Annotated in this window: 23 protein-coding genes; 10 read left to right on the top strand and 13 right to left on the bottom strand. The window is 52.6% G+C overall.

The window, feature by feature from the left end:
* Positions 1 to 7 precede the first annotated feature (7 nt).
* The 4 genes from UNDYM_RS02700 to UNDYM_RS02715 all read right to left on the bottom strand — a co-directional run bounded on the left by UNDYM_RS02700 (position 8) and on the right by UNDYM_RS02715 (position 5,307).
* On the bottom strand, positions 8 to 2,092 hold the full coding sequence (locus UNDYM_RS02700) for a hypothetical protein (protein ID WP_162039654.1): 2,085 nt from the start codon (positions 2,090 to 2,092) through the stop codon (positions 8 to 10).
* Between the two features lie 331 nt (positions 2,093 to 2,423).
* Positions 2,424 to 2,615: a Thivi_2564 family membrane protein gene (locus UNDYM_RS02705; protein WP_162039655.1), complete on the bottom strand. Its 192-nt coding sequence runs from the start codon at positions 2,613 to 2,615 to the stop codon at positions 2,424 to 2,426.
* 87 nt (positions 2,616 to 2,702) lie between these two features.
* Positions 2,703 to 3,032, bottom strand: coding sequence for a collagen-like protein (locus tag UNDYM_RS02710; RefSeq protein ID WP_162039656.1), 330 nt, complete (start codon positions 3,030 to 3,032; stop codon positions 2,703 to 2,705).
* A 388-nt stretch (positions 3,033 to 3,420) separates the two neighbouring features.
* Positions 3,421 to 5,307 (bottom strand): hypothetical protein, encoded by a 1,887-nt coding sequence (locus UNDYM_RS02715; RefSeq protein ID WP_162039657.1) that lies wholly within the window; start codon positions 5,305 to 5,307, stop codon positions 3,421 to 3,423.
* 335 nt (positions 5,308 to 5,642) lie between these two features.
* Between UNDYM_RS02715 and UNDYM_RS02720 the strand changes: the two genes are divergently transcribed.
* Positions 5,643 to 6,734, top strand: a complete 1,092-nt coding sequence (locus tag UNDYM_RS02720) for a PfkB family carbohydrate kinase (RefSeq protein WP_162039658.1) — start codon at positions 5,643 to 5,645, stop codon at positions 6,732 to 6,734.
* 52 nt (positions 6,735 to 6,786) lie between these two features.
* Positions 6,787 to 7,713 (top strand): pseudouridine-5'-phosphate glycosidase, encoded by a 927-nt coding sequence (locus UNDYM_RS02725; RefSeq protein WP_162039659.1) that lies wholly within the window; start codon positions 6,787 to 6,789, stop codon positions 7,711 to 7,713.
* Between the two features lie 128 nt (positions 7,714 to 7,841).
* Here UNDYM_RS02725 and UNDYM_RS02730 read toward each other — a convergent pair whose 3' ends face one another.
* The 4 genes from UNDYM_RS02730 to UNDYM_RS02745 form a co-directional block, all read right to left on the bottom strand.
* Positions 7,842 to 8,750, bottom strand: coding sequence for an aspartyl protease family protein (locus UNDYM_RS02730; RefSeq protein WP_162039660.1), 909 nt, complete (start codon positions 8,748 to 8,750; stop codon positions 7,842 to 7,844).
* Positions 8,751 to 8,851: 101 nt separating this feature from the next.
* A complete protein-coding gene (locus UNDYM_RS02735) occupies positions 8,852 to 9,370 on the bottom strand; it encodes a hypothetical protein (RefSeq protein ID WP_162039661.1) in 519 nt (172 codons plus the stop codon).
* 83 nt (positions 9,371 to 9,453) lie between these two features.
* The gene (locus UNDYM_RS02740; protein WP_162039662.1) at positions 9,454 to 10,563 is read right to left on the bottom strand and encodes a patatin-like phospholipase family protein; all 1,110 of its coding nucleotides are present in this window, start codon (positions 10,561 to 10,563) and stop codon (positions 9,454 to 9,456) included.
* Positions 10,564 to 10,577: 14 nt separating this feature from the next.
* Entirely contained in the window at positions 10,578 to 10,775 is a 198-nt protein-coding gene (locus UNDYM_RS02745; protein ID WP_162039663.1) for a hypothetical protein, read from the bottom strand.
* A 217-nt stretch (positions 10,776 to 10,992) separates the two neighbouring features.
* Between UNDYM_RS02745 and UNDYM_RS02750 the strand changes: the two genes are divergently transcribed.
* The 3 genes from UNDYM_RS02750 to UNDYM_RS02760 all read left to right on the top strand — a co-directional run bounded on the left by UNDYM_RS02750 (position 10,993) and on the right by UNDYM_RS02760 (position 18,289).
* Positions 10,993 to 14,307 (top strand): HEAT repeat domain-containing protein, encoded by a 3,315-nt coding sequence (locus UNDYM_RS02750; RefSeq protein ID WP_162039664.1) that lies wholly within the window; start codon positions 10,993 to 10,995, stop codon positions 14,305 to 14,307.
* Entirely contained in the window at positions 14,304 to 15,959 is a 1,656-nt protein-coding gene (locus tag UNDYM_RS02755; RefSeq protein ID WP_162039665.1) for an SWIM zinc finger family protein, read from the top strand. Before UNDYM_RS02750 ends, UNDYM_RS02755 begins: the two co-directional genes overlap by 4 nt.
* Positions 15,960 to 16,345: 386 nt before the next feature.
* The gene (locus UNDYM_RS02760; protein WP_162039666.1) at positions 16,346 to 18,289 is read left to right on the top strand and encodes a reverse transcriptase family protein; all 1,944 of its coding nucleotides are present in this window, start codon (positions 16,346 to 16,348) and stop codon (positions 18,287 to 18,289) included.
* Between the two features lie 252 nt (positions 18,290 to 18,541).
* Here the strand turns inward: UNDYM_RS02760 and UNDYM_RS02765 are convergent, their stop codons facing one another.
* Both UNDYM_RS02765 and UNDYM_RS30370 read right to left on the bottom strand, forming a co-directional pair.
* A complete protein-coding gene (locus UNDYM_RS02765; RefSeq protein WP_162039667.1) occupies positions 18,542 to 19,291 on the bottom strand; it encodes a hypothetical protein in 750 nt (249 codons plus the stop codon).
* A 265-nt stretch (positions 19,292 to 19,556) separates the two neighbouring features.
* Positions 19,557 to 19,736 carry a cache domain-containing protein gene (locus UNDYM_RS30370; RefSeq protein ID WP_232063678.1) on the bottom strand — a complete coding sequence of 60 codons (180 nt, stop codon included), beginning with the start codon at positions 19,734 to 19,736 and terminating at the stop codon, positions 19,557 to 19,559.
* 38 nt (positions 19,737 to 19,774) lie between these two features.
* Between UNDYM_RS30370 and UNDYM_RS30375 the strand changes: the two genes are divergently transcribed.
* Positions 19,775 to 19,984 (top strand): hypothetical protein, encoded by a 210-nt coding sequence (locus tag UNDYM_RS30375; RefSeq protein WP_232063679.1) that lies wholly within the window; start codon positions 19,775 to 19,777, stop codon positions 19,982 to 19,984.
* Positions 19,985 to 20,017: 33 nt separating this feature from the next.
* Positions 20,018 to 20,218 carry a hypothetical protein gene (locus UNDYM_RS30380; protein WP_232063680.1) on the top strand — a complete coding sequence of 67 codons (201 nt, stop codon included), beginning with the start codon at positions 20,018 to 20,020 and terminating at the stop codon, positions 20,216 to 20,218.
* A 46-nt stretch (positions 20,219 to 20,264) separates the two neighbouring features.
* Here the strand turns inward: UNDYM_RS30380 and UNDYM_RS02775 are convergent, their stop codons facing one another.
* The gene (locus tag UNDYM_RS02775; protein ID WP_162039668.1) at positions 20,265 to 21,029 is read right to left on the bottom strand and encodes a creatininase family protein; all 765 of its coding nucleotides are present in this window, start codon (positions 21,027 to 21,029) and stop codon (positions 20,265 to 20,267) included.
* 497 nt (positions 21,030 to 21,526) lie between these two features.
* Between UNDYM_RS02775 and UNDYM_RS02780 the strand changes: the two genes are divergently transcribed.
* Positions 21,527 to 21,880: a DUF1428 domain-containing protein gene (locus UNDYM_RS02780; RefSeq protein ID WP_162039669.1), complete on the top strand. Its 354-nt coding sequence runs from the start codon at positions 21,527 to 21,529 to the stop codon at positions 21,878 to 21,880.
* Between the two features lie 197 nt (positions 21,881 to 22,077).
* Here UNDYM_RS02780 and UNDYM_RS02785 read toward each other — a convergent pair whose 3' ends face one another.
* Both UNDYM_RS02785 and UNDYM_RS02790 read right to left on the bottom strand, forming a co-directional pair.
* Positions 22,078 to 22,842 carry a hypothetical protein gene (locus tag UNDYM_RS02785; RefSeq protein ID WP_162039670.1) on the bottom strand — a complete coding sequence of 255 codons (765 nt, stop codon included), beginning with the start codon at positions 22,840 to 22,842 and terminating at the stop codon, positions 22,078 to 22,080.
* Complete coding sequence (locus tag UNDYM_RS02790) at positions 22,839 to 23,771, bottom strand: LysR family transcriptional regulator (RefSeq protein ID WP_162039671.1); 933 nt, start codon at positions 23,769 to 23,771, stop codon at positions 22,839 to 22,841. The genes UNDYM_RS02785 and UNDYM_RS02790 overlap by 4 nt, the downstream gene beginning before the upstream one ends.
* Before the next feature lie 121 nt (positions 23,772 to 23,892).
* Here UNDYM_RS02790 and UNDYM_RS02795 point away from each other — a divergent pair, with 121 nt between their 5' ends.
* Both UNDYM_RS02795 and UNDYM_RS02800 read left to right on the top strand, forming a co-directional pair.
* Positions 23,893 to 24,633: an SDR family oxidoreductase gene (locus UNDYM_RS02795; protein WP_162039672.1), complete on the top strand. Its 741-nt coding sequence runs from the start codon at positions 23,893 to 23,895 to the stop codon at positions 24,631 to 24,633.
* 21 nt (positions 24,634 to 24,654) lie between these two features.
* A complete protein-coding gene (locus UNDYM_RS02800) occupies positions 24,655 to 24,867 on the top strand; it encodes a tautomerase family protein (protein WP_162039673.1) in 213 nt (70 codons plus the stop codon).
* The last annotated feature ends 142 nt before the right edge of the window (positions 24,868 to 25,009 follow it).

Genomic DNA, 25,009 nt, shown 5'->3' on the forward strand with positions numbered 1-25,009 from the left:
ATGGGAATCAGGGATTCCCAGGCAATGTCATCATCAGCACATTGTCACCACTGATGATGGCGAAATTATTTCTGTCCATCGTGGTGATACCCATGGGGCGATAGAGGCGGCCGGGCAAACTGCCGGTCTGTATTCGCCGGTAGCCATCTACGCCTGCGATCGTGCTCATCTTTCCTTTGGGACTGATCTTGCGTATGACGTCGTTGTCGTAGTCGCTCACCAGCAGATTGCCTGCATGGTCCATGGCGATACCCCAGGATACTCCGTAGATATCCTGAGTACTATGAGGCCCAACAAATCCACCTCGGGCTTTATTGCCAGCAATGGTAGTAAGCTTGCCGCCAGGTGTGATTTTTCGAATAAATGTGCGATCTGTGACATAAAGATTTCCGCCCGCATCAATGGCTAATGCGATGGGATCGACGAGGCGACCACTGTTTATATCGCCATCGCGAGGCTTATAGCTGGTTTCTTTCTTGCCCATCAGAGTGGTCACTACACCATCCTGATTTATCTTGCGTATCTGGGTGTTGCCGTTGTCGGCAACATAGAGATTGTCATGTTTATCTATAGCCAGTCCCATTGGCAGGTTGAAGCGGGCGGATGTTCCTCTGCCATCAACACCACCAGCTTCACCTGCCTTGCCAGCAAATGTTGTTACTACACCGGCAGTATTGATTTTACGGATAGTATGATTTTTTTGGTCACTGACAAATAGATTTCCCTTACTGTCTAACTGTATGGCTGACGGAGTATTGAATCTGGCTTCATTGCCAGTGCCATCGGCACTACCCGTTTGGTCAGCCATGCCAGAAACGGTGCTAACCATGCCTGTATTGCTGATTTTGCGTATGGTATGACTGTAATCTGTCAGGTAAAGGTTGCCAGAAGCATCTGCGGTGATTGCAATCGGTAACCAGAACCGTGCTTCAAGTGCTGGGCCATCCACTGTTCCATTACCATAAGTCGGCCCGGACAGCGGCATGAGGGCACCTTTGTCATTGATTTTAATGATGTTGCCATCTTGTTGGCAGATGAATATTTCGCCACTGCGACTGAAGATCAACCCACTGGGTTTATCAAAAGTCTGTCCTTTCTCTTTGAGGCCGAAAGATTCAACATCGCCAGACGGCTTAATGCGACGGATCTTGCCACTGCTACGGTCCGCAAGGTAAACACTCCCATCAGCATCGGCAACCATGCCATCAATCTCACCATATTCTATTTCCTGATCATTCTTGTTTTTATCAAATTTTTCTGGCCCTACCGACAAGGTCGATACAATGCCAGCTGGCGTGATGCGGCGTATGATCATTTCACCTGCATCGTTGACGATCAGATTACCTGCTGCGTCAAATACCAGTGCCTTGGGTCTGAGGAAGCGGGCTTGCCTGCCTGTGCCTTCTGCATTACCTTCCTTGCCTGATACGCCAGCCCAGGTACTGACCATGCCGTTGGGAGTGATTTTGCGTATGCTGTGGTTTTCATAGTCGGCCACATACAGGTTGCCGGCAGTATCAATCTTCACATCGGTGGGCGTATTGAAACGTGCTTTTGCTGCTGGGCCATCGGCGGTGCCGGGTGCGCCCGCCTTGCCAGCAACTGTGCTGACCATGCCATCTGGGCTGATCTTGCGTATGCTGTGATTGCCTGAATCGGCGACATATAAATTGCCTGCCTTGTCAAAGACCATGCCGCTGGGCAAACGGAAGCGCGCCTGGGTAATTGCACCATCTGTGCTGCCCGGCTGTTCTGCTTTGCCTGCCAGGGTACTGACTGCGCCATCTGCTGCTACCTGACGTATGGTGTGATTGCCTGGGTCGGTGACGAACAGCTTGCCCTCGCCATTCATCGCGGTACCGATGAAGGCATCAAATTTCAAGAAATTGGTATTGAACCTCGCCACCGATGCAGGCCCGTCTGCAATGCCAGAAGGCGCATCGCCAGAACCGGCCAGCAAACGCAGCGTGCCTTGTTGTGATGTCTGCGGCTGCGCAAAACCTGGCAAGCTCAGGCTGCATAAGACCAGAGTCAGGGTCAACAGGGAAAACCTGCTTGCCCTGCGTGAAATTGAGGTGACATATCCCTGCATAATAGCCCTGTAAAAATAGCGACAAGCTGAGGCAAAAAAACGTACGCAATCAAATAATCCGGTTATCTGGACGCGCCAACAAACTGCGAGTATCAGGTCAGAAAGTGAAGTCTGGACGTGTTTGCTTGAGGCAATAAAAAGTGAACTATTTTACAATGCACCTTAAAGCGCAAGGCTGAGCTGCTTGAATATGCGGCGTATTTATTGTTACCGCATGTTACGGCTTATATATTGAGAGGGAGGACAGGGGAGGGAGGACAGGGGAGGGAGAATAGCAGGCATGCAATGGAAATCGCATGCCCGTAAAAGTAGCTGGCTGTAAGATGGCAATCTACCAGCGCAACTGCGGCATGTGTATGCCAGGCACGATACCAAAAGCAGACAGCACGATGATGATCAACAAGACGATGAACAGCACGCGCACTACCTGCGCTACTGGGGCAGGCAAGGGTAGAAAGCCCACCAGCCACCACACCAGGCCGAACACCACCAGATAGATAATGAGATTGACGAGTTGAACCATGATTCAGCTTTCAAAAAAGGAAGATGAAGTGGCAAGCATGAAGGCAGCGCTAAAGCTGTCGAGGTAATTCCATGCTTGCTGGCGGATTTACTTCTGGGGCAGGACGACGATCGTGTCACCTGGTTTGCCAGGTTCTCCCGTTTTACCTTTTTGACCGTCATAGCCTGGCGCACCTTTTTCACCTGTTGCGCCTTGCATGCCATCGGCGCCCGCAGGGCCAGTGGCTCCTACAGAGGCAGGTGTGCCTGTTGCGCCAGTGGCACCGGTAGCGCCAGTCGCTCCGGGTGCACCGGCAGGGCCGGGTACGGCCACTGGCACTGGAACAGCAACCGGCACAACAACTGGCGCAGGTTGACGGTCACAGGCACTGGTCGCCATTACGCCAGCGAGTGTCAAAATCAGGATGGAAATTTTCATGGGGTAGCCTTGGTTGATTAAATATCGGAACTTCATTAGCTTCAGTAGCGATGCTGACATCCACCTGCATGCAGGCAGCGCCAGCACAGATATCGCAATGCACACACAGCATGCGCGCAATAAAGCTACCCATCCGTACGCTGACGAACATACCGGGCTGTTTATTTGACCTATATTGGCGATACCGGTAATACAAAGTGAAGTACAAAACCCTGGCTAGCTGCACCGTAAAAGCAATTGCTGTGGCTGGCGGGGATGAAATGGATCCAAGAAATAGCTCAAAGAAGAGAAAAACCGCAGACCTGTAAAGTCTGCGGTTTTTTTTGTAATGACGAATGCTAATGACGCTTGGTAATGACGCTTGGTAATGATTGTTGGCTTGGTCAGCTTACTTGGTTTTTGCCTTCACCTGCGTTTTTGGCAAGGGGTTCAGCTCATTCCAGATATGACTGACAGTCACGGTATTACTCGTGTGGCATCTAAAGCAATTGGTGCCGCCTGCCCAGTTGATGTTCGAGCCCTGATGCACGGTTTCCATCGTGGTGTTGGCCAGCCTGCTGGTACCGACCTGGTTGATGGCAGTGGCTGGTGGTTTGTCTGAATCAGGTGCGCGGCCACCCGTGGTCCAGGTTGAACCTATCATCAGGTAATTTTTGCGTACATCGCCTGGTGCCAGTTGTGAAATGACGCTATTGTTGATCGACAACAAGTCAGTATTGGATTCAGGCGGGGTGATGACAGGGCCAGCATGGGTAGGGTCAGCCTGGCGTGGATTCTGGTCGGCAGCAGCGCCCCACGGTTTCCAGCGTATGGTGTCATTCGGTTTGACTACGCAAGGCTTGGTAGTGTCGGTGCAAGTGATGCTATTGCCGGAAGCCTTGTACAGGGCCTGGTTGAAAGGGCCTGTTGCGCCATCCTGGCTGAACAGCCATTTGCCTTTGGTGTTTTGCGGCACCAGTTTCTCTGCGCCGTTCACATCGATGTATTTGTATTCGGCATTTGGGGTATTGTCCATATGCTCAAAGGTCGCCCAGATCAACTCAGGATTACCTTTCGCACTGCCGACCACGTGCACACCGACCAATGCCAGTTTGGTTTTTTTGTTCTTTACCGCGCCCTGTTTCAGCGACGCTGGCTGGTTGATGCTGACATCTGGTATTTCAGCATCGATGATGATGAATTTCTTTTTGGTTGCTTCATCAAAACCAGTGGTTTCTATCCATGCCAGCTTGACTTCAACAGCCAGCGCTTCTGGGGCTGCCAGGTCACGCAGTCCCGCTTTCTTGGCATAGGCAACCACGTCGGCCAATTCTTGCGCAGTGGTTGGAAACATCAGGTTTGCTGGCGCATTCGGTTTTCTCTGCGTCAGGAAGTAGGCGAACAAATCATTCGCGGCAATCGAGTAATACACCAGCGAGCCGTTTTGCGCGACCAGCACATTGCTGCCACCTGCCTGGCCTATGGTCATATCGACTTCATTGCCAGCTGCATCCAGATAAATCAGGCCACCCTTGGCCTCCCGCTTGAAGCTTTGCACGATATTGCTGTCGGTACTTGCTGTGGTCAGCAAGGCAGTTTGCTTCTTGGGCAGGCGCGCGCGCAGGTTGGCTACCAGATCAGTTTCTATCTGCTTGCCACCCTTGGCCAACAGGTTGACCTTGCCAGCCGCACCCACTTCAACATGGTCTATCTCTACCGTTTTGCCAGCCTTGTCTATCGTGGTTGCCTTGCCACTTGGTGCCAGCTTGGGTGGCAAGACTTCAAACAATTTGCCTGACTTGTCAAAGGCCACAGGCAGATTATTCGGCCCCAGTTGCCGCAGCAAAGGGCTGAAGTTCATCGCCTGCCTGGTCAGTTGCGGTATAAAGTTGCGCGCTCCATTGGCGGCTGGTGATACCCCATAGAAAGCTGAAGAAGAGAAGATATGATCGCCACCAGAGAGCCCTTTGGGTGTGGGTGAAGTCAGCCATAAAAACATCTGGTGTGACCATTGATAAAAACTGCAGGCCGACGCATCAGCAAAATTCACGCTGTCGGCAGCCTTGACCAGTCCACCGTTGGTAACACCGGCTGGCTCAAACCATTGCGCGAATGGAATTGGCGCCGGCCCACCGGGATTGGCCGGTGTAGAGGTAGTGCAGGTCGGTTTGGCATCGGGCGGCAGGATTTGCGCCTGTGCCAGCGGACACAGGCAAGCCGTAGCCAGTAAAGAAATGCAGGTAGTCAGTTTCACTGCGTGGGCAGGCTTGCGCTGCTTGCGGTCAGACGTGTTCATGGTTTCCCTCTCGTTGGTTTTGTTTTGATGTGTCGGTAGTGTCAGTAGTGTCATTGGTGATGCGGATTTATCCGGGTACTACCATAGTTTTCAGTATTGGCTGGGCTGCTGAAGCCCGTTCTCATTCGCACCCTTCATCTGCATTTGAAAGGTTATCATTTTTTTATTTAAAATTATAAAAAAGATTAGATATTATGTTAATTATTGTCATTTTCGGCCTGCTCTGCGCAATACAAGCTCGTCGCCGGCATTCAAGTTTAAATTGAAAAACATTTGTCTCATGTTGAAAACAATTGTCTATAATGTGAAGAAGTCCAAAACCGTCAGGCAAGAACATGACAGCAACACCCTCCAAAAAAGAGCAGCTCTACCAGCTCATCGCTGCCCAGCCTTTTATCTCCCAGCAGGAACTGGCTGACCAGTTGGGCTTGTCACGCTCTGCAGTGGCTGGGCATATCGCCGCGCTGATACGTGACAAACGTTTGCTGGGCCGGGCCTATGTCTTGCCTGATCAGCGTCCTGTGGTATGCATAGGCGGGGCGAATATAGACCGCAAATTGCGTACCCTGGGGCCAGTGCAGATGGGTACTTCCAATCCCGTCAGCCAGCATGAAGCTTTTGGCGGTGTCGCCCGCAATATTGCCGAGAACCTGGCACGCCTGGGCATGCCAACACGTTTGTTGTGCGCGGTAGGTGACGATGCCGCCGGGCGCAGCATGCTTGACCATGCGCAATCCGTAGGCATAGATGTCAAAGCCTGTCTGCAAGCGGCTGGCATGCATAGCGGCAGCTATACTGCCTTGCTCAATGATGAGGGCGACATGGTGCTGGCATTGGCCCATATGGAATGCTGCGATGCCCTGACGCCAGGTTACCTGCATAGCCGCCAGACCCAGCGTGGCCACGCTGCCTTCACCATCATCGACTTGAATTTACCGACAGATAGCATAGGCTTGTTATTAGAAGAAGCGCATCAACAGGCGATGCCGCTGATGGCGGTTGCTGTGTCTGAACCCAAGATGGCACGGCTGCCGCAGGATTTGCATGGCTTGCGCCTGCTGTTATTGAACCAGGGCGAACTCGCCGCCGCTGTTGGACATGGCATTCAAAGCCAGGCAGAACTGGAAGCAGCCTGCAAACAATTGCAGCAGCGTGGCGTGCAGGACATCATCGTCACCAAGGGCGTGGCAGGCGTAACTTTTACTGGCAGCAGTGGCATGCAGCACATGCCTGCGCCAGCAACCAGCGTGCGCGATGCCACAGGTGCGGGTGATGCCTTTGCTGCTGGGGTAGCCTGGTCTTTGTGTAGCCAGCCAGACGATCTACGCCTGGCCTGTGAATATGGTTTGAAGCTGGCGAAACTGACGCTGGAAAGCGATGCGACGGTAGCTGTAACGATCAGCCCGACTATTTTTGAAGAAGCTTAATAAATAACAATAAATACGCGACTTATCCTGTATTTCTAAAAAAGGAAACATCATGCAATCTTATCTGGTCTTATCCGACGAAGTCCGTGCTGCCCGCCTGGCGGCCAAGCCTGTGGTGGCACTCGAATCCACCATCATTTCACATGGCATGCCTTATCCACAAAATGTGCAGACTGCGCGTGAACTCGAACAAATCATCCGCGATGGCGGCGCCGTGCCAGCCACCATCGCCATCATGAATGGCAAAATCCATATAGGCTTGAATGACGAAGAACTGGAGCTGCTGGGCAATTCTCCCGACGCCATGAAAGTCAGCCGCCGCGACCTGGCTTATGCACTGACCAATAACAAACTCGGTGCAACGACAGTAGCCGCCACCATGATCTGCGCCGCGCTGGCAGGCATAGAAGTGTTTGTCACCGGCGGCATAGGCGGCGTACACCGTGGCGCAGAAACCAGTTTCGATATTTCTGCTGATTTGCAAGAGCTGGCCCGCACCTCGGTTGCCGTGGTTTGTGCCGGTGCCAAATCCATACTCGACATCGGCCTGACGCTGGAATATCTGGAGACCCATGGCGTGCCAGTCGTCAGCGTAGGCCAGCCAGCCTTCCCGGCTTTCTTTACCGCCGACAGCGGCTACAAGGCAGATTTCCAGCTCGACACTGCAGAACAGCAGGCCGAATTCATCCACGCCAAATGGACACTGGGATTAAACGGCGGCATCGTCATCGCCAATCCGGTGCCGGTAGAATCTGCCATGCCCAAGGAAGAAATAGAATCCATCACGCAAAAAGCACTGCAACTGGCAGATGAGATGGACATCACTGGCAAGGCCATCACGCCTTTCCTGCTGAACCGCATCAAACAAATGACAGAAGGCCGCAGCCTGGAAACCAATATCGCGCTGGTCAAAAACAATGCGGTTGTTGGCACGCAGTTGGCATTGGCCTTGCATCACTTGCGCAAGCGTACGGTGTAAAATTTTATAGTGTGCGCCGTGCGCACCATGTCAATTCCTGGTAATGGCTGCAGTCCTGAAGCTTGTGCTGCGTCGATGATGTTGACATGATGTGGGCAGGGGGCCAGCTTGTTTTAAAAAAAGGGGCTTTATTGCCCTGTCGTGCAAGCCAGCCCTATCTGTTCATCGAGTCGCTTGTTGATCGTGATGCTGCAAAAACGCAATATGCTCATGCCTATCAGGGCTTTTTCATCCGGCTTGTCGCCGTGCTTGATGGTCTTTAACAGCACGACTTCCGGCAGGGTGAATTTTGCGCCGCCAAAATCCAGCCTGGTGGGGGTATTGTCTTTCTGTCCCTTGCCGCAGCCCGCAACACCGCGTACTGCACAATCGTCTTCCGTTAAGGGACGACCCAGGTAGGCTGCTTCAAACTTGCTGCTGCCTGCGCCCGTGTCTATCATGCCCCAGACGGCGTCTTTGCCCTCTGCCGCGATCTGGGTAAACAGTTTGTTTTTCTTGAACCAATAGGCCGTGCTGGTCTTATCCAGAGTGAAGGGGCAATTGGCGGGTTTGACTGTCCAGCGTTTCTGGCTGAAATCCAGTTTGATGGGATTGTCGAAAACCAGTTGGGGAGAAATCATGCCTGCCACGCCTAACTTGGCGAGATCAGGATTGTCGGGGATGATGACCACCGTTTTCAAGTCTATATTCTGACCAGCCAGGGTCGCCTGCAAGACAGGCTGCATCTTGATGGGAACAGGGTTACCCGCATGGTCTTTACCTGTGGCGACCACGGGTAGCCTGGCAGGGTCCAGGCCCAGCAGGCTGGCGGTGCTTTCGGTGATGACCTGGTTGCTGGAACCGGTATCGACCATCATCTTGATCTTCTTGTCGGCGACCTGTAATTCAACCGTGAAAAATGAAGCACGTTCATCCCAGTTAAGGGGAATGTTCAAGACCTTGTCCAGTGGTTCTGCTGCGGTGGCGGGCAGGCTGGCGATTGCAGCGAAGATGGCAGAGCAGGCAAGCAAACTGAAACAGGCTGGAAACAGCTTCATGGTGTGGCCCCCTGGAAAAAGTATGAGCCTGCTTTGATTTCAGGGGATCAGAAAGGTTCAGTGGCACTTGATCATGAATGCCGCCATAACCGGCGGCAGTGTCAGCTTTTATCAAACTGCGGGTAACTGGCTCCTTCAAGCATGTCTGCTACTGAGCAATTCACGCCTGGCAATTTGTGCCAGCTTGGCTCGCCCTTGCTGGTTTGCATCATGTTTGCCCAGTGCAGGGTCGTGTTATCAGACGAGGTTGCCATCTGCATCTGGAATACCCATTGCTCTTCGAGTTTGCTCATGTGACCAAAACCGGTCACGGTATCCTGAAAGCGCTTGCTGCCAATAAAGCTGATTTGCACCTGGCCATTCGCTGTCACTGTACCCACCATGCTGCGCTGTTGCGGTGATTGCGTCCTGCCGCTGGATTCTGGATCAAACATCAGGGCAGACGATACGCCCCAAAAATAACCATTCTTATAGCCAGAGATATGCCAGACAGTCTGGTCACCCGTCCAGCTCAAGACATTGTCGCTGGCTGAAAACTGCAATGCAGGCAGGTCAGGGTAAGTGACATACCAGTAGGTATCCGCCAGAAAATCCCAGGTAGTGCGATTGCTTGCAGACATGCTTGACTCCTTTGTTTGGTTGGCGACAAATTAAGAAACTGTTGTGGGCAATATGCCAGGGTAAATCATTTAAAACAGCTTGCTTACTCTTCCTGCGGCAACTCATGAATCACCAGCCCCGCATGGGGTGGTAAAGGTTTTTGCCACGACTTGTGGCGCAAGGCGCGTTTGCAGTCGTGGATACCGGCGGCCCAGCGGGCTTCCATGGTCGCCATGCTGAAATCGACATCCTTGAAATAATTGTCGTCCGGCAGTGCCTTCATGATCAGGTGGACGACGTTGATGGTATGGTCGCAGCCCATTTCCATCAGCGGCTTCAACTCTTCTTTTTTACGTTCTGATGCTGGCAGATGTTCAGTCAGTGTGCGTATGGCGCGCTGCAGGTCTTGTATGCGCTGGTAGATCAGCAACTGCTCTGCCGAACGGCTGGCGTACTGTATGCTTTTATAGCGCGTCATGGCCGCAGAGATCGATTCTGGACGGGTCTCTGACGGGTCCCACAGATCAATCATGAAGCACAGCGCATCTGCTTTTCTTTCTTCATCCAGAAAGACATCAAGCGGTGTGTTGGAATACACACCACCGTCCCAATAGGCGCGATCACCTATCTTGACTGGCGCAAAACCGGGTGGCAGGGCGCCGCTGGCCATGATGTGTTCAGGCCCCAAACGACCACGCTTGCTGTCAAACACTACGCCCTGGCCGCTGTCGATATCCACTGCGCAAATGCTGACGCGTATCGGGCCATCGTTGAGGTAATCAAAATCCACATATTTTTCCAGCGTGGCCTTGAGGGGGGATGTGTCGTAAAAACCGGCTTCTTCTATAGGTACCCTGGCATTGATATCCCATGTTGCACCAAAGCGCGGTTTGAAAAACCCATTGACACCCTGCGTAATGGCATTGAGTGTATTGAAGTTATTGGTGAGATTCATCCATGGTGAGAAGGTCGGCCAGAAACTGCCACGGCTGACTGCATCTGGTGCCAGACTATCCCAGAAGGCACGTAGCTGCGCGATACGCTTTTCAGGCGGGTTACCGGCTATCAGTGCGCTATTGATGGCACCGATGGAGGTGCCTATGATCCAGTCCAGCGGTGTTTCTGCCTCATGCAATTGCTGATAAACACCCGCCTGATAGGCACCCAGGGCGCCGCCGCCCTGCAAAATCAATACGGTATCCTGGTTGGCCATGGATGTCTGCGGCCTCAGGCGAAGCCGCCAAGTTGTGCCAACTTGTGCTCTTCACCATCATGGGTGACCGAGATCAGATCGACTTGATATGCAGCATTGAGTTCATGACGCAGATGCGCGCCCTGGCTGACGGCGGCCATGAAATCATCGCCCGCTTCTGTAGATTTGACGACTTCATTTTGTTCATTACGGCTGATCAGACGATAGTGCATAAGTTCCCCAGGGAAATGTTATTGTGATATTGATGGAGGCATTCTAACATGTGCATTTTGTATGCATATTTCACAGTGTAATAGCGAGAAAATCATCTTTGTAGCTAAACGTAAGTATGTATTGCTGACAAAATAATCGATGTCATAATGCTTCGCTTTATGATGCCGGAATACTGACATTACTGTTCCGGCTTGCGACACTTTCCGGAGCATGCTTATGCAAGGCGTGATTAAATTGGTGAAGCTGGTACGCATGCAGCCCACAGAGCGGCATTGCGAAATCGAGTTGTCACTGGCACCGCAGAACGAAGGGGCTGCGCCCTTATATTTGGTCAATGTGCGTGAAGGCCATCCAGACGCCGAATGGCAGGAAAGCACCAGAACGCCTTTCCCTGTCACATTGAGTCAGGCAGAAGTCTTGTATGCCCAGGTCTTGGCCAGCAAGCGCGAACAGGGTTTCGTAGATACATCTACACCTCCAGCTATTTCAGCTATTCCAGCTATTCCAGCAGCACAGGACCAGGTCAAGGCTGATGCCATGCAATGGGGCCACTCGTCGCAAACCCTGGTGCAAAAAATCAGCAAGCCAGCCTCGGTATCGGGCCAGGAAAAGATCCTGCTTGACCGCCTGCCGCCACGTGCATGGTCTGGCCTGTCAAGGGCAGAGCGTACCCGCACAGTCTGGCGCATAGGCGAACGCCGTTTGCCTGCCGCCGTGCCACGCCTGGTAGAACTATTGGGCAGCGCCGATGCCATGCTCGATTACTGCATCGCCTATGCCATAGGGCGTTGCGGTGATGCTGGCGCCAAACAGGCCATGCGTGAGCTGAGCCAGCGTTCCAAAGACGCACATGTCAAACACATGGCGCGGCAAGCCTGGATGGCATTGGCGACGCCAGAAGAAGCGCAGCAATTTGCCCAGGATATGATCACGCAATGGCCAATAGAGCTGCTTGCGGCCTGGCAAAAGGCGCAGCAGGCAGGGGACTTGCAAAAAGGCATGGATGAAGTCCTGCTGGCCTTGCTGTCTGCCAAGTCATGGGGTGCTTGGCGTCATGATGACTGGCTGGAGCAAATGGACATGATAGACCAGGCAGGCATTTCTTCACTGGCGCGGCCTTTGCTGTTGCAGCAGTTGCGCAACCTGCCGGTGAATCTGCTGGTGTTCCGCGCCTTCCGCCATTTGTACAAAACGGCAGAATTCCGCGCCGATGCCGAACTGTTCGGCATCCTGCACCAGCGCTTTGAAAAAGCCTGGCCTTTGTTTTTGCTCAGTTCCAATACCAGCTATGTATATCTGGAAAGACGCTACGTCAGCTATGCCGATGAAGTCAAAAAGCCTCAAACCCGTGTTGCCTATTCCAGCCTGACCCGTGATTACCTGCGCCGCCGTACCTGGCGCACATTGCGCCGCCTTGGCGAGCTGGAAAGTGCTGATTTCACCAGCATGGCAACAGGAGTATTGCTGGCCTGCGATGATGCCCATGCTGACAAGGCACATATACAAAGACTGGTTAACTGGAATTACCAAAGCCGTTCTTACACGACAGAACTGCGCTTTCTTTCACCCTATGCCAGCTGGATGGTATTCAACCAGCTCGTGCACCAGCATGACAGTGAAGTCAGGACTAGCCGCACCGCACTCAAATGGTGGATACCCGCAACGACAGATAATCTCGATTATCCGCCGCGCACGAAACGGCAGGAAGCTTTCCCCAAACTATGGGATGCCGCACCAGAAAAATTGCTCTATCTGATGCAGCATAGCCAGTGCCACGGCGTGCATGTATTTGCCGCCCGTGCCCTGGTCGATAACCAGGCTTACTGCCAGCAATTGAGTGTGGAGCAGTTGCAGGGCTTGCTGCAAAGCGCCTATCTGCCGACCAAAGAATTTGCTTTTACCATCGTCAAGCAACGCTTTGCACAGCAAACGCCAGACCTTAACTGGCTGATGATTTTGCTGGCAACGGATTATCAGCCTGCTGCTGAATTTGCACTGAGTTTTATCCGCAAGACGCCAGAGCTGTATGCGCAAGACGCCGGCCTGATCGTGGCGATGATCACCAGCCCGTCGCAAAGCGTGCGCGAAACTTGCCGTTTGCTGGTGCATGCTACAACTGCTGCGACACGGCAGCTAATCTTGAGCCGCCTGTCCATCTGGGCAAGGCAGACTACCATGGCGGCAAACAAGATCGACACTTTGCGGGATGACTTGCAATGGCTGATCCAGCATGTGCTGGCACAACAAGTCGCGCAATTGCCAGACCAGGATATTGCTGTCTGGTGTGATCTGCTGCAGTCAACGAACTTCTTGCAACAGGCGCTGGCGACCGATATCTTGCTGGCCCACCCGGCTGGCATCGCCCATGTTTCGCCGCTGACACTACGTGATTTATTGCAGGACGCTGATCCCGGCAGGCAAAGCCTGGGCAGCCGTTTGTTTGCGGCCTTGCCCGCCGACGTATTGCGCCAGCAGCCTGACCTTGTCGCTACCCTCGCAACAGCACTGGATGCACGTGTGCGGGCTGCCATGACGCCTGTGATTACCCAGCTCGCTACTGATGTCGTTTTTGCTGAAAAGCTGCTGGCACACTTTATTGACGTCATCTTCCGCAGTGATAATGCAGATGGTGAAGAAAGTGTGCATGCCGACATCATTAACTGGTGCAGCGGCCCTTTGCTGGCGGCAACACTGGCCCAGCCTGTGGATATGCAATGGCGTTTGTTGCAGGCACGCAGCAAGGGGGCGCAAGAATTGGGTGCCATGCTGTTGATACAGGCGAGCGGCACATTGGCTGCCAGCCTCAGCGTCCTGCAATGGGCCTTGCTGGGCAAGCACGCCGTCTTGCAAGTGCGGCTGCGTGCCCAGCATTACTTCAACCAGCATGTGCCTGAAATACGCGCCAAGCTCAGCGATGCACTGCGCATACTCGATACCCGCTGGCCAGAAACCCGCTCTTTTGCGGCAGATTATTTTTCCCGTAATATCAGTGCTGACGAATGGTCATTGAGTCAGTTGCTGGCCTTGTGCGACCATCAGCAAGCTGCCATACAAAGGCTGGGCAGGCAATTGATCACGCGCCATTTCAGGATGGAAGACGCCGCCGAATATGTATTGAGCCTGGCACAGCATCCATCGGCCAACATGCAATTATTTGTCAGCCAGTGGCTGGAGCAAAGTGTGCAGGCATATGATGATATGCAGGCAGCACTTCATCATCTTCAGCAACTGCGCCCTTATTTTCTCAGTGTGCTGTCACATGTGAACAAGGCGCGCACGGTCAAGAACCGTGTGATCCGTTTCCTGCAGGATCAGGGTTTGCTGTCTGAAGCGCATGCGCAATTTGTCGCACAGATTTTCACGCGTCAGGTATTGACCGTAGCGATACAGGACAAGGCGCAATACATTCTGGGCCTGACGCAATTGCAGGCCGCGTATCCGGCACTGGCTGAATCAGCCGACTGGCCCATGCAGCTCGTTGCTCCACGCCTGCATCAAGATATAGCCACTATTTCTGCGGAGTCTGTATGAAGTTTGAATACCGCTATTTTGGCAATAGCCAGGTGAATGACAGCGCCACTGCCACCAGCATGCAGTTCGCGCCCGATACTTTGCGCACGCCCACATATTTTGCCGCCACCCTGCAACCCACGCTAGCGCTGGCTTACCGTGAAGCGATCAGTGCCATGCATGATGTGGTGGTATCCGACCTGCGCACCCAGCCCAAGGACAGGACCGCTTACTTCGCCTGGCTGGCAGAAAATGAGGCCAGCCTGCTGGCAGATTTCATGGCGCAAGAAAAAGAGCTGCGCGAAAAAATCACGCCGCTCCGTGCAGAACTCGCCAAGGTGCAGAATCAAAAATATAGCCTCATGCAGCCTTTCTACAAGGCGCAGCGCGAATACTTTGATTACCTGTACAAAGAAAACCGCGACATGTGGATAGTGCTGGACCCTGTTATCACCGTGCATCCCGACAAGGTGTTCTTTGAATGCTTCAGCCGTGATGAATCGACGTATGCCAGCCTGAGTTGCCGCCACAGTGTATTCAAACATCTGGGTGAATTTGCCTGCGGCACTACGAATATTGATTATTCATCTGCGCTGTATGAAGAGTTCCAAAAGATACGTGCCTATAAAGAAACCCGTTTTGAAATCCAGGCCGATGGCTTCCAGGTGCAAACCGGTCATGACGAGCAATACCATGAAGCCAAGATAGACTTGCCAGACAGCTGGATGCGCGGCTTTTTGCAAGTCAGCACCGCCATGTCCATGCCTGCCCACAAGCTCGATTTGCACCCCATGGATGTGCATAGCATCTGCCACATCCTGCGCCGCAAGACTGAGCGGGTAGGACCACGCTCGATACGTTTCATCCTTGAGCCAGGCCAGCCTATCACCATGCTGTTTGAACCCTGGGGCATCAAGCTCGTGTGCCAGCGTTCGGTCTTCACTGGCAAAGAGGCAGCAGAAGTCAGGATCTGGGGCCGCCGCCGCTTGCTGACGCTGGAGAGGTTGATTGCTGTTGCCGACAAGTTTACTGTCATGCTCATGGGCACAGGTTTGCCCAGCTTCTGGATCGCCCATCTGCCTGATATGGATTACACACTCGGATTATCAGGCTGGACAGCCAATGACTGGTCACGTGCCGGGCAATTTGATTTGCTGGCACCGCGCCTGGATGTCGATGACACCACAGCGCAAGCTGTGGCGAATGCCTTGTCTTCGCAATGGTCAGCCAGCACCGCCAGCCTGGCGCAGCAATTGCAGCTCGACAGCAAGCTGGTGGCATCTGCCCTGACCGGTCTCATGCAGGCAGGCCGCGTCGTGTATGACGCGGTGGATCAGGTAGCCCGCTGGCGCGACCTGGTGCGCGAACCCATCAACGTCGCCAGCCTGCGCTTTGCCAGTGAACGTGAAGCGCTGGCCGCACAACTCGTGCATAAAAACCTCTTGCTTGATTTGCAGTCGGCAAACCTGGCTGGTGGTGGTATTGAATGGAAAGCCAGCGTCAGCGCCAGCATTACCAATACTAAAAAACTCAGCAAGACCATGATCAGGCTGGACAACGATGACAGACTGGTCGAAGGCAATTGCAGTTGCGATTACTACGTGCGCAACCGCATGTTCCGTGGACCTTGTGAACACATGCTGGCGATCAGGCAGGTCGCGAATTCGAAGTGAGCATTACAAGTTTTTACATCGTAGTTATTTACAGGAGGTGAGCAGGACATTAGAATAAGTGCAGGCAGGAAGGCTCTTGCAATCCGGATGGTGTATCGCCATCCATGTTTTTTGCTTAGCTATGCATCACTGAGTTTCTCTTCACTGTGCCGGAAGGACATACCGGCGTGATGACGATGTGGATTCCGTGAACCCCATCACGCCGGTATGTCCTTCCGGCGTCGAGTGGAGCCTCTCAGTCTGAAGGCTCTTCGATGAGCTTCCTGCCGCTTTCTCTTCTTTTGTCTGGCTCACCGTTTTTGATTTATTTGGAAAACGTGAATTCTTTTGTCACTTTTTGATATTTGTTGATATCAGTGCGTCAAAAGAAAACAGAGACCAGCGTCATGACACAACAACAGCAAGCATCTGCACAAAACGTATCTGACAAACCCCTGTCACAGATGACACGCGATGAATTGTATGCCCACCTGCGCACGACCACCAAAGATGCCGTGGTCCTGCAAGAGATGCGCCGTCTCGGCTTCTGGCCTGCCGATAGTGGCAAGCCATCGGTGACTGACGAACTCATCACACGCGAAGCTGCACTCAGTAAAGAATTAAATGACTTGACGGCCCAGTTACGCCGTGTCCAAGACCCCAAGGCAGCCCTGCGCGATATGCGCAAGCAGCGCATGGCTGCAGCAAAAGAAAAACGCGAACTGACCAAACAAAAACATGCGCAATTGCGCCACGCCAGGGCACTGGCCTGGCAAGAAAAGCGCCAGAACGACATAGGCTATCTGGGCGAGGGCGTCTCTACAGGCCTGAACTACACCAGCACCAATACCGACAAGCTGGCGCGTTATCAATTGCCAGCGTTGCAAAAATCCATGGACCTGGCAACGGCGATAGGCATACCGTTGGCCGAATTACGTTTCATGAGTTTCCAGCGCAAAGTCAGTCAGGTCAGTCACTACCAGCGTTTCGCTATTCCCAAAAAGACTGGTGGCCAGCGTTTTATTTCTGCCCCCATGCCGCGCCTCAAGCGTTGCCAGTATTGGGTGCTCGATCACATCCTCGCCAAAGTACCTTGCCATCCTGCTGCCCATGGTTTTTTGCCGCAACATTCCATACTCAGCAATGCCTTGCCGCACGTGGGGCAGGCCGTAGTCATCAACCTTGATTTGAAAGACTTCTTCCCCAGCATAGAATATCCACGCGTCAAAGGTGTGTTCAAATCCCTGGGGTATGGCGACCAGATTGCTACCCTGCTGGGTTTGCTGTGTACCGAGCAGGCAACAGAAGAAATGCGGGTAGACAAGCAAAAATATTTTGTCGCTGGCAAAAAGCGCAGCCTGCCACAGGGCGCGCCATCCAGCCCCATGATCACGAATATCTTATGCCACACGCTTGACAAACGCTTGCACGCCGCAGCGACCAAGCTGGGTTTTGTATATACCCGTTATGCCGACGACCTGACGTTTTCGAGCAAGCAAAAAGAACGTCCACCTGTCGGCAAACTCCTGTGGCGCGTCAAACAGATCATCGCAGATGAAGGTTTTACCCTGCATCCCGACAAGCAGCACATCATGCGCCATAGCCAAAAGCAGGAGGTCACTGGCATCGTCGTCAACCATAGCCCGACGATAGATGCCAAGACCCTGCACCGCTTCCGCGCGACCCTGCACCAGGTAGAAAAAAATGGTCCGGCTGGTTACCATTGGAATGGCAATACCGATGTGTTGGGGGCATTGGAAGGCTATGCCCGCTATGTCTGCATGGTCAACCCGGCAAAAGGCAAACCATGGCTGCAACGCATCAAGGCATTACGTGCGCAATATGCAGAGCAGTCAGCAACCCCGCAGTCAGCAGTACGTTCGGCAAGGCCAACATTACGGCAACAAGTCGCCAGCGGCAAGACACCGCAAAGAGCGAACGGCCACGACTGGTGGCAAGTACAGGAAGCCGCTGCACCCGTGCTGGAGCAAACTGCACAGCAAGTGGCGGAAGAGAAGAAGGCTGTAAAACAAGCTGCGAAGGAAGAAAAGAAAGCTGCGGCAGCGCCCAAAGCCGGGCAATTTGATAGTGCAGGCAATAATGGCAGCCAGGCAGCCAGCGCAGCAAACCAATATACCGCGACAGAAAAAAACAAACTCAGCAAGCGCCTCTATGGCACGCTGGGCCGGGTCTTTCAGGTTTTCTTGTGCGCCATATTCTCTGCCAGCCTGCACAGCCTATATCCGCTGACATTTGGCATCGCATTGGTTTCCCTGAGCCTGATCACCGGCCGCAGCAGCCTGGTGTGGGTCATGGTGATGCTGGCTTTGAGTGTGGTTTTGTTGAGTTGAGTAGCCTGGTAGGGGCTCCGTGCGCACCGTCTTTGAATAACAGCAATCGTATTTTTAAGAGTGGTGCGCACGGCGCACCCTACGAAATTACACATATCGCGAAAATTTTTCGCTAACGTATCGATTGCTTTTCATTGAGTGTGAGCGCAACTTAATAACATCCAGTAGGGTGTGCCATGCGCACCATTTTTTTGATCAACAGCAATCGTATTTTTCAACGATGGTGCGCACGGCGCACCCAACATAGACCCATCACTTGCGGCCAGCAAAAGCGCTGTTGAGGCGCTTGACCAGATCACGGTTCATGGCTTTGGTATCGCTATTCCAGTGCCTCATGTTTTGCTGGATTTCTGCGTATTGCGCATCGGCGATACCTTGCTCACCTGCCTGCAATGCCCAGAGGGCATATTCAACGCGCGTCTCCATGCTGCCAAAACGGGCTACCGCATCGGCAAAGGTGGTGCCTGCTTCTTGCTGGCGGCTGGCTTCTACATAGGCTCTGCCAAGCAACAGGGCTTGCTGTTCTGGCCTGTGATTGGGCTGGTCTTTGCGTACTGCCAGTAGCAGGCTGATGGCTTCTTCTGCCTGACCATGCAAGATCTTTGCTTCGGCAGCATTCATGCGGATGACGGCGTCACTGGCAAAAGGCCCTTGCAGGCAGATATCATATTGTTGCACTGCCTTGGCAGTATCACCTGCATCCAGATAGGCATTTGCCAGGCGCATCTGGTTTTGTGCTGTTGGTACCAGATCAAAGGCCTGCTGTGCTTCGCGCAGTTCGCGGCCTGGATTGAGGCTTTTGGCGGCGGCGATCACGGTCTTGCGCATGCCGCGCTCCAGGCGCGATTCTGGCAAGAATACTGCAAAGAAATACACCGCGCTACCCAGCAAGGGGAACATGAATAAAATCATCAGCCAGTACATCTCGCGTTTGTTGCGCATGGCGTGCACCGCAAAAAACAGGGCGATGAGAAAATGAAAACCTGCTCCGATATATGGCATAAAAATAAATGGTAAAAATAGAGGGCAAATGCATCCTGTACATCTGGAAGTATCCAGCTAATGTGTGCAGATCAGAATGCAACAGGGGGATGAAAATAGTCTAAAACAGCCTAAAAAATAGCGTAGCGAGGCTGCCAGCTATCATTTTACCATCAGACGAAAGAGGGGAGCTTGATTGCTGCTGGCCGTGTTCAAACGATCACGGCCAGTCAGCATAGAGATTTGGCAAGAAATACAGCCTGGTTTGAGTAAGTTTGGGTCAGATTTATTTATAGATGCCGCAAGCAAAATAAATCTCATCTACCCGTTCCACATAAGTACTTTTTTGCTCCAGCGCCTTGGTTACAGGGTTTGGCCATTTGTAATCGACCCAGCCTTTGCCCTCTTTGCTGGCTGCCACTTCATTGATTTTTTTGACGAAGAAAACACCATCACCATCACGCAATTCCCCAGGGGTTTGCCTAGCAATTTTGGGTTGCCGCCATGCGCCAGAGTGACACCGCCAGGTTTGACCGTACCGGCAAACACATACAAATCCTTGTAAATGAACTGCCCCTTGGGGTCATTCACCGCGGCATAGGTTTTTTCAGGGCCATTCGCTTTGTAGTAGGTAACGACCTTTTTGATCATGTCGATTGCTTCTTGTGCCGTCGCATGTTCGGCGGCAAATGCGCTACTCTGGGCAAGCAATGACAGGGATAAAGCGACGAGGATGCTTTTGAAAAATTGTCTCATGATGTCTCCGGTATGTGTTTTTATGGCGTGGCCAAATGCCTGACCGTAACGAACAACGGCGAATCCAGAGTAGGCTTTGCAGGCTGGTTTGGCAATACAAAGACCACACTTTTTCTTTCAGCATCGGGCTACAAGAAAACAATACCAGATTTCCATGTGGAAATGTTGATGATTTTTTCAGCAGCTTTGTGAATCAATGTGACGCCTATCGGCGGTCATAAATGGCTATGAGTGGCAATCATGCAGGCTTTTGTTCAGCACTAAACAGCTTGATATCACTCAACAACCCAGCTACCGCAGTATCGATGATCTGCTGCCCCAGCTCTATCGTCGCCAGGCTGGAGTCGGCACCGATGCGGCCATCCGGGAAACGGGCGCGGTAATCGAGTGCATCAAGGATGGGGCCAGTCGGCGGGATTTTTGGTGTCAGCTCTACCTGGCGCACCTGGTCTGGGTAAGCAGCGTAGGTGACCGCGATTTCTGAGGGAGTCGCATGCGAGCCATGGCCAACCGGGAACATCTCATGGCATAGCGGCGCAACGCCAGGCAAGTCCCACCAGTTTTTCAGCCTCAGCGTCAGCGGGCAGGTCTTGTTGTTGTACGAATAATGCGAATAAATTTGCGAGAAAGCCGCCTCGATGGTGGCGATATTGCCACCGTGGCCGTTCAAAAAATAAATGTGGTCAAAGCCATGGCGCGCCAGCGACAAGACCCAGTCTTCAATCGCCGCCATGAAGGTTGAAGGGCGCAGCGAAATCGTCCCGGCAAAGCCCAGGTGATGCTGCGCCATGCCGATGTTGAAGGTGGGTGCCAGCATCATGGCCTGGCCGTTTTGCTGGGCGATTTTTTCGGCAGCAGTGCCGATGATTTCCGGACACATCCAGTCCGTACCCAGCAAGCCCATGGGGCCGTGTTGCTCATTTGAACCTATGGGGATGATAACGGTTTTGGAGTCGGCCAGAAAAGCCGTGATTTCGGGCCAGGTGGAGTAGGCGAGACGCATGGGGTTACTTTCAAATCGGGGTGGGCTGTGTAGTGCTGATTCGCCCGCGGTGGGTTAGGTACGGACGACAAAATTCGCAGCCATCATCTTGACGCAAATTTTGAAAATCGCCAAATTTTTTTATCTCGCACGTCATCGCATGGATTGCGATGGGTGGAGGGGGAGGGAATCAGGAATCAGGAATCAGGTTAAGGGAATCAGGAATCAGGAATCAGCCGGGCTAGAACTGGATTAAATTGATGTACATTCAAAATCAATCCTGGATTAAATCGATTTATATCCAGAACTAATCGTGGATGAAATTGAGGCATGTTCAAGGAAAATCAAACAGGGTATGCGCACAGCATGGTGACAAAAAATACTTAACATCAGGCCAAATCTTTGCACTAGAATTCAAGCACAGCGACAAATACGGTTGCTTTTTTTGATGCTTTGGATAGTTCAAAAATCCATCAGCTTCATCCTTCATTTATCTTTGCCAGACCAGGAGTTTCAGCATGAGCTACGTTGACGGATTTGTACTCGCGGTGCCCAATGCCAACCGGGAAGCCTATCGCCTGTATTCGGAAAAAACCTCGCCGGTGTTCAAGGAATATGGCGCACTCAGTATCGTCGAATGCTGGGGTGATGATGTGCCACCCGGCAAGCTGACTTCTTTCCCCCTGGCCGTGCAATGCAAGGAAGATGAAACCGTGGTCTTTTCCTGGATGACCTGGCCATCAAAAGAAGCGCGCAATACCGGATGGGAAAAAGCCATGCAAGACCCGCGCCTGAGCCAGGAAGCCAATCCCATGCCCTGCGACGGCAAACGCATGATTTATGGTGGTTTTGAGGTGATGGTGGAGTTGTGATTTGATGACGGGTTCCGGATGAAAAATTGTCGGGCGTAGTGGCGTAGGTTGGGCTGCGGGTTATCAGCCCAACACTCGGCCTCAGCCATCGTATACGTCATTTGAAAGCCCAGTGTTGGGCCGGGCCTCGCTAGGCTGGTGAAGCGTAGCCCAACCTACAACGCGTAGCTTAGTGCTGTCCGCTCCAACCTAGGTGGCTAGACATCTATAAGCAGGTAATCACCAAAGCTATCCTTCAGTGCGACAGCTCTTGCCATCAATGATTTGAGACCTGTATTTTCGCTTGATGGGAGCTTTTTGTATGCAATATATCGTTCGATTAAACCGCAGATATCAGCACTGAAATAATGAACAAATAATTGCTTGCCCTCCTGTTGAAGCAGTAGGTCATAATGCGCTTCGTGGCAACTGAAATTCAGGTAAATATAATCACCAATATTCGCCATTCCAATCCAGCGCACAGCATCCCAATCTGAGTCATCAGCATAGCCAAAAAGAGTTCCATTATCATTTCTGGCTTGCAACAGGCCAGACAAGGTCTTGCTGCCATAATGTTCTTGCCACAACTCTGCCGACATTGTTTTCACCATATCGCATAACTTGAGCAAAGGCTGTACATCCGTAATGAGCAACTCATATTCCAGTTTTTTTTCTATCATTCTTTCCAGCGGTGTGGCATCTTCATTATCTTGTGGAATCTGACGTATAAATTTCACCTGCCCCGTCACGATGTAGCTATGCAAAATGTCACTGGGGTGATCGGACCAACAATTTATTTCGGTCAAGGGCGGCGTCCACAACACATGCGGGCTTTCTTTATAAACCGGACTATCATCTTCAGAAAAATAGACATTAGTGGTCTGCCCTGTCTTTGGCAGGATATCTGACAGTTTTAATTGCGCTGCCCCGTAATCAACATCCGCAGGCCTGCCCCACAAGACTGGTAAACGAATTTTCATCAATTTGTTTCTCCTTTCATTGCCACAGGCAAGACCCCAAACTTCTGCTCATACAAACCCACCAGCCAATCCACAAACACCCGCACGCGTGGCGATAGCTGGCGGCGGTAGGGGTACAGCGCCGTGACAGGCAAGGGCGGGCTTTGCCAGTCTGCCAGCACTTCTACAAGGTGGCCATCGTGCAAGGCGTCGGCGATATGGAAGCGCGGTAGTTGTATCAGGCCGCAGCCCGAGAGGGCACAGGTCACGTAGTTCTCGGCATCATTGACTGTCATCCAGCCGCCGACATCAAATTCCTTCACCTGGCCGTCGATATTGAGCACGATAGGATAGTCTATCGCGGTCGTGCTGGAAAAGAACCTGACTGCCTGGTGCAGCATCAAATCATCTGGGTGATGTGGTGTGCCAAATCTGGCCAGATAGGCAGGGCTTGCACATAGTACTTGCGGCATCAGTGCCAGGCGGCGTGCTACTAAGGTTGAATCACGCGGATTGCCGCCGCGTACGACGCAATCGACACCTTCGCGCACCAGATCAACCAGGCGGTCACCACTGCTGACCACCAGGTCTATTCCGGGATAACGGTCGCGAAACTCATGTATCCGTGGCAGCACCACTTGCGTCGCATGGGTGCCATGCATATCGACCCGCAAGACTCCACGAGGATTGGCGGCCACATGGCGCATTGATGCCTCGGCATCATCAAGTTCACTGATGATATGCACACAACGCTCATAAAAGGCTTGACCGTCGAGTGTAGTGCGCACCTGGCGTGTGGTGCGCTCGAGCAGACGGGTGCCCAGACGTATTTCCAGCTGCTTGATGGCATGGGTGGCACTGGCTCTGGGGATGTCCAGCATATCCGCCGCCCGGCTGAAGCTGCCGGTTTCAACGATGCGGGTAAACAGTTGCAGGGTGTCCAGTTTGTCCATGATTGTTGAGCTATGTTGAATTATGTTATGAGTTTATCAGTATTTATCTTGCTGGGTTGAATGCTTAAAGTGTGATCCAGACAGACGCATCAGTCTGTGCAATCTGGATTAAGGAAAAAACATGAACAATGAAATAACAAAAACCGCCATCGTCACCGGTGGTTCACGCGGCATAGGACAGGCCATCTCCCTGCGCCTGGCGGCAGATGGTTTTGCCGTCGTCGTCAATTACGCAGGTAATGTGAGCAAGGCGCAGGAAACTGTCAGCGCCATACAGGCGGCAGGGGGCAAGGCTATCGCCGTGCAGGGCGATGTCAGCAAGCCTGAAGATGTGGCGCAATTGTTTGCCACCGCCAAAGAAGTCTTTGGCCGCATAGATGTGGTCGTCAACAGTGCTGGCAGCATGACGATGACCACCATCAACACCAGCAATGTTGATGCCTTTGACAAGCTCATCGCCATCAATCTGCGCGGCACGTTCCTGGTACTGGCACAGGCGGCGCAGCATGTAGAAAAGGGCGGGCGCATCATCGCACTATCGACCAGCGTGATCGCCAAATCCTTTCCTGCCTATGGCCCCTATATCGCCAGCAAGGCAGGAGTACAAGGTTTGGTGCATGTGCTGGCCAATGAATTGCGTGGACGCGATATCACCGTCAATGCCATTGCCCCAGGGCCGGTAGGCACTGAGATGTTCTTTCACGGCAAAACGGAAGAGCAGGTCAGCAACATCGCCAGGATGAATCCCATGGAACGCATAGGCACGCCAGCAGAAATTGCATCAGCGGTTGCCTTCCTGGCTGGCCCTGATGGTGTGTGGGTCAATTCACAAGTATTACGTGTCAACGGCGGTTTCGCCTAATTTATTTTAAAGGAAATAATCATGCCATTTGCAAATTTCAAATTCCCTGAAGGCATCATCGATGCCAGCCGCAAAGAAGAAATCATCCACCGCACCACAGCCATGTTTGTCGAATATTTTGGCGAAGGCGTGCGGCCCTATACCATGGTGCTGGTCGAAGAAGTGACCGATGGTGGTTGGGGGCGAGCGGACGAGACCCTGACGCTGGAGAAGATGGGGATGAAGGGGAAGTAAACCTTGGCGGCCCAGCCTACAAATTTCCACTCATCAGCCTCATCAATATGACACGGCGCGTTTTGAATTTAGCAAATTCAAGACTATATTGTTTATTGGACTCGCGCTGAATTGTCCACGCAAATGTCCACAGTGCAAGTTG

Source organism: Undibacterium sp. YM2, assembly GCF_009937975.1.
In the GTDB taxonomy this organism is placed as follows: domain Bacteria; phylum Pseudomonadota; class Gammaproteobacteria; order Burkholderiales; family Burkholderiaceae_D; genus Undibacterium.

What these genes read in the sequence shown, in the direction of transcription:
- UNDYM_RS02705 (WP_162039655.1), bottom strand. Translation starts at nt 2,615, where the DNA reads ATGGTTCAACTCGTCAATCTCATTATCTATCTGGTGGTGTTCGGCCTG.
- UNDYM_RS02755 (WP_162039665.1), top strand. Translation starts at nt 14,304, where the DNA reads ATGAAGTTTGAATACCGCTATTTTGGCAATAGCCAGGTGAATGACAGC.
- UNDYM_RS02715 (WP_162039657.1), bottom strand. Translation starts at nt 5,307, where the DNA reads ATGAACACGTCTGACCGCAAGCAGCGCAAGCCTGCCCACGCAGTGAAA.
- UNDYM_RS02730 (WP_162039660.1), bottom strand. Translation starts at nt 8,750, where the DNA reads ATGAAGCTGTTTCCAGCCTGTTTCAGTTTGCTTGCCTGCTCTGCCATC.
- UNDYM_RS02795 (WP_162039672.1), top strand. Translation starts at nt 23,893, where the DNA reads ATGAACAATGAAATAACAAAAACCGCCATCGTCACCGGTGGTTCACGC.
- UNDYM_RS02780 (WP_162039669.1), top strand. Translation starts at nt 21,527, where the DNA reads ATGAGCTACGTTGACGGATTTGTACTCGCGGTGCCCAATGCCAACCGG.
- UNDYM_RS02800 (WP_162039673.1), top strand. Translation starts at nt 24,655, where the DNA reads ATGCCATTTGCAAATTTCAAATTCCCTGAAGGCATCATCGATGCCAGC.
- UNDYM_RS02750 (WP_162039664.1), top strand. Translation starts at nt 10,993, where the DNA reads ATGCAAGGCGTGATTAAATTGGTGAAGCTGGTACGCATGCAGCCCACA.
- UNDYM_RS02765 (WP_162039667.1), bottom strand. Translation starts at nt 19,291, where the DNA reads ATGCCATATATCGGAGCAGGTTTTCATTTTCTCATCGCCCTGTTTTTT.
- UNDYM_RS02700 (WP_162039654.1), bottom strand. Translation starts at nt 2,092, where the DNA reads ATGCAGGGATATGTCACCTCAATTTCACGCAGGGCAAGCAGGTTTTCC.
- UNDYM_RS02735 (WP_162039661.1), bottom strand. Translation starts at nt 9,370, where the DNA reads ATGTCTGCAAGCAATCGCACTACCTGGGATTTTCTGGCGGATACCTAC.
- UNDYM_RS02720 (WP_162039658.1), top strand. Translation starts at nt 5,643, where the DNA reads ATGACAGCAACACCCTCCAAAAAAGAGCAGCTCTACCAGCTCATCGCT.
- UNDYM_RS02745 (WP_162039663.1), bottom strand. Translation starts at nt 10,775, where the DNA reads ATGCACTATCGTCTGATCAGCCGTAATGAACAAAATGAAGTCGTCAAA.
- UNDYM_RS30375 (WP_232063679.1), top strand. Translation starts at nt 19,775, where the DNA reads ATGCGCCAGAGTGACACCGCCAGGTTTGACCGTACCGGCAAACACATA.
- UNDYM_RS02740 (WP_162039662.1), bottom strand. Translation starts at nt 10,563, where the DNA reads ATGGCCAACCAGGATACCGTATTGATTTTGCAGGGCGGCGGCGCCCTG.
- UNDYM_RS02775 (WP_162039668.1), bottom strand. Translation starts at nt 21,029, where the DNA reads ATGCGTCTCGCCTACTCCACCTGGCCCGAAATCACGGCTTTTCTGGCC.
- UNDYM_RS02790 (WP_162039671.1), bottom strand. Translation starts at nt 23,771, where the DNA reads ATGGACAAACTGGACACCCTGCAACTGTTTACCCGCATCGTTGAAACC.
- UNDYM_RS02760 (WP_162039666.1), top strand. Translation starts at nt 16,346, where the DNA reads ATGACACAACAACAGCAAGCATCTGCACAAAACGTATCTGACAAACCC.
- UNDYM_RS02725 (WP_162039659.1), top strand. Translation starts at nt 6,787, where the DNA reads ATGCAATCTTATCTGGTCTTATCCGACGAAGTCCGTGCTGCCCGCCTG.
- UNDYM_RS02710 (WP_162039656.1), bottom strand. Translation starts at nt 3,032, where the DNA reads ATGAAAATTTCCATCCTGATTTTGACACTCGCTGGCGTAATGGCGACC.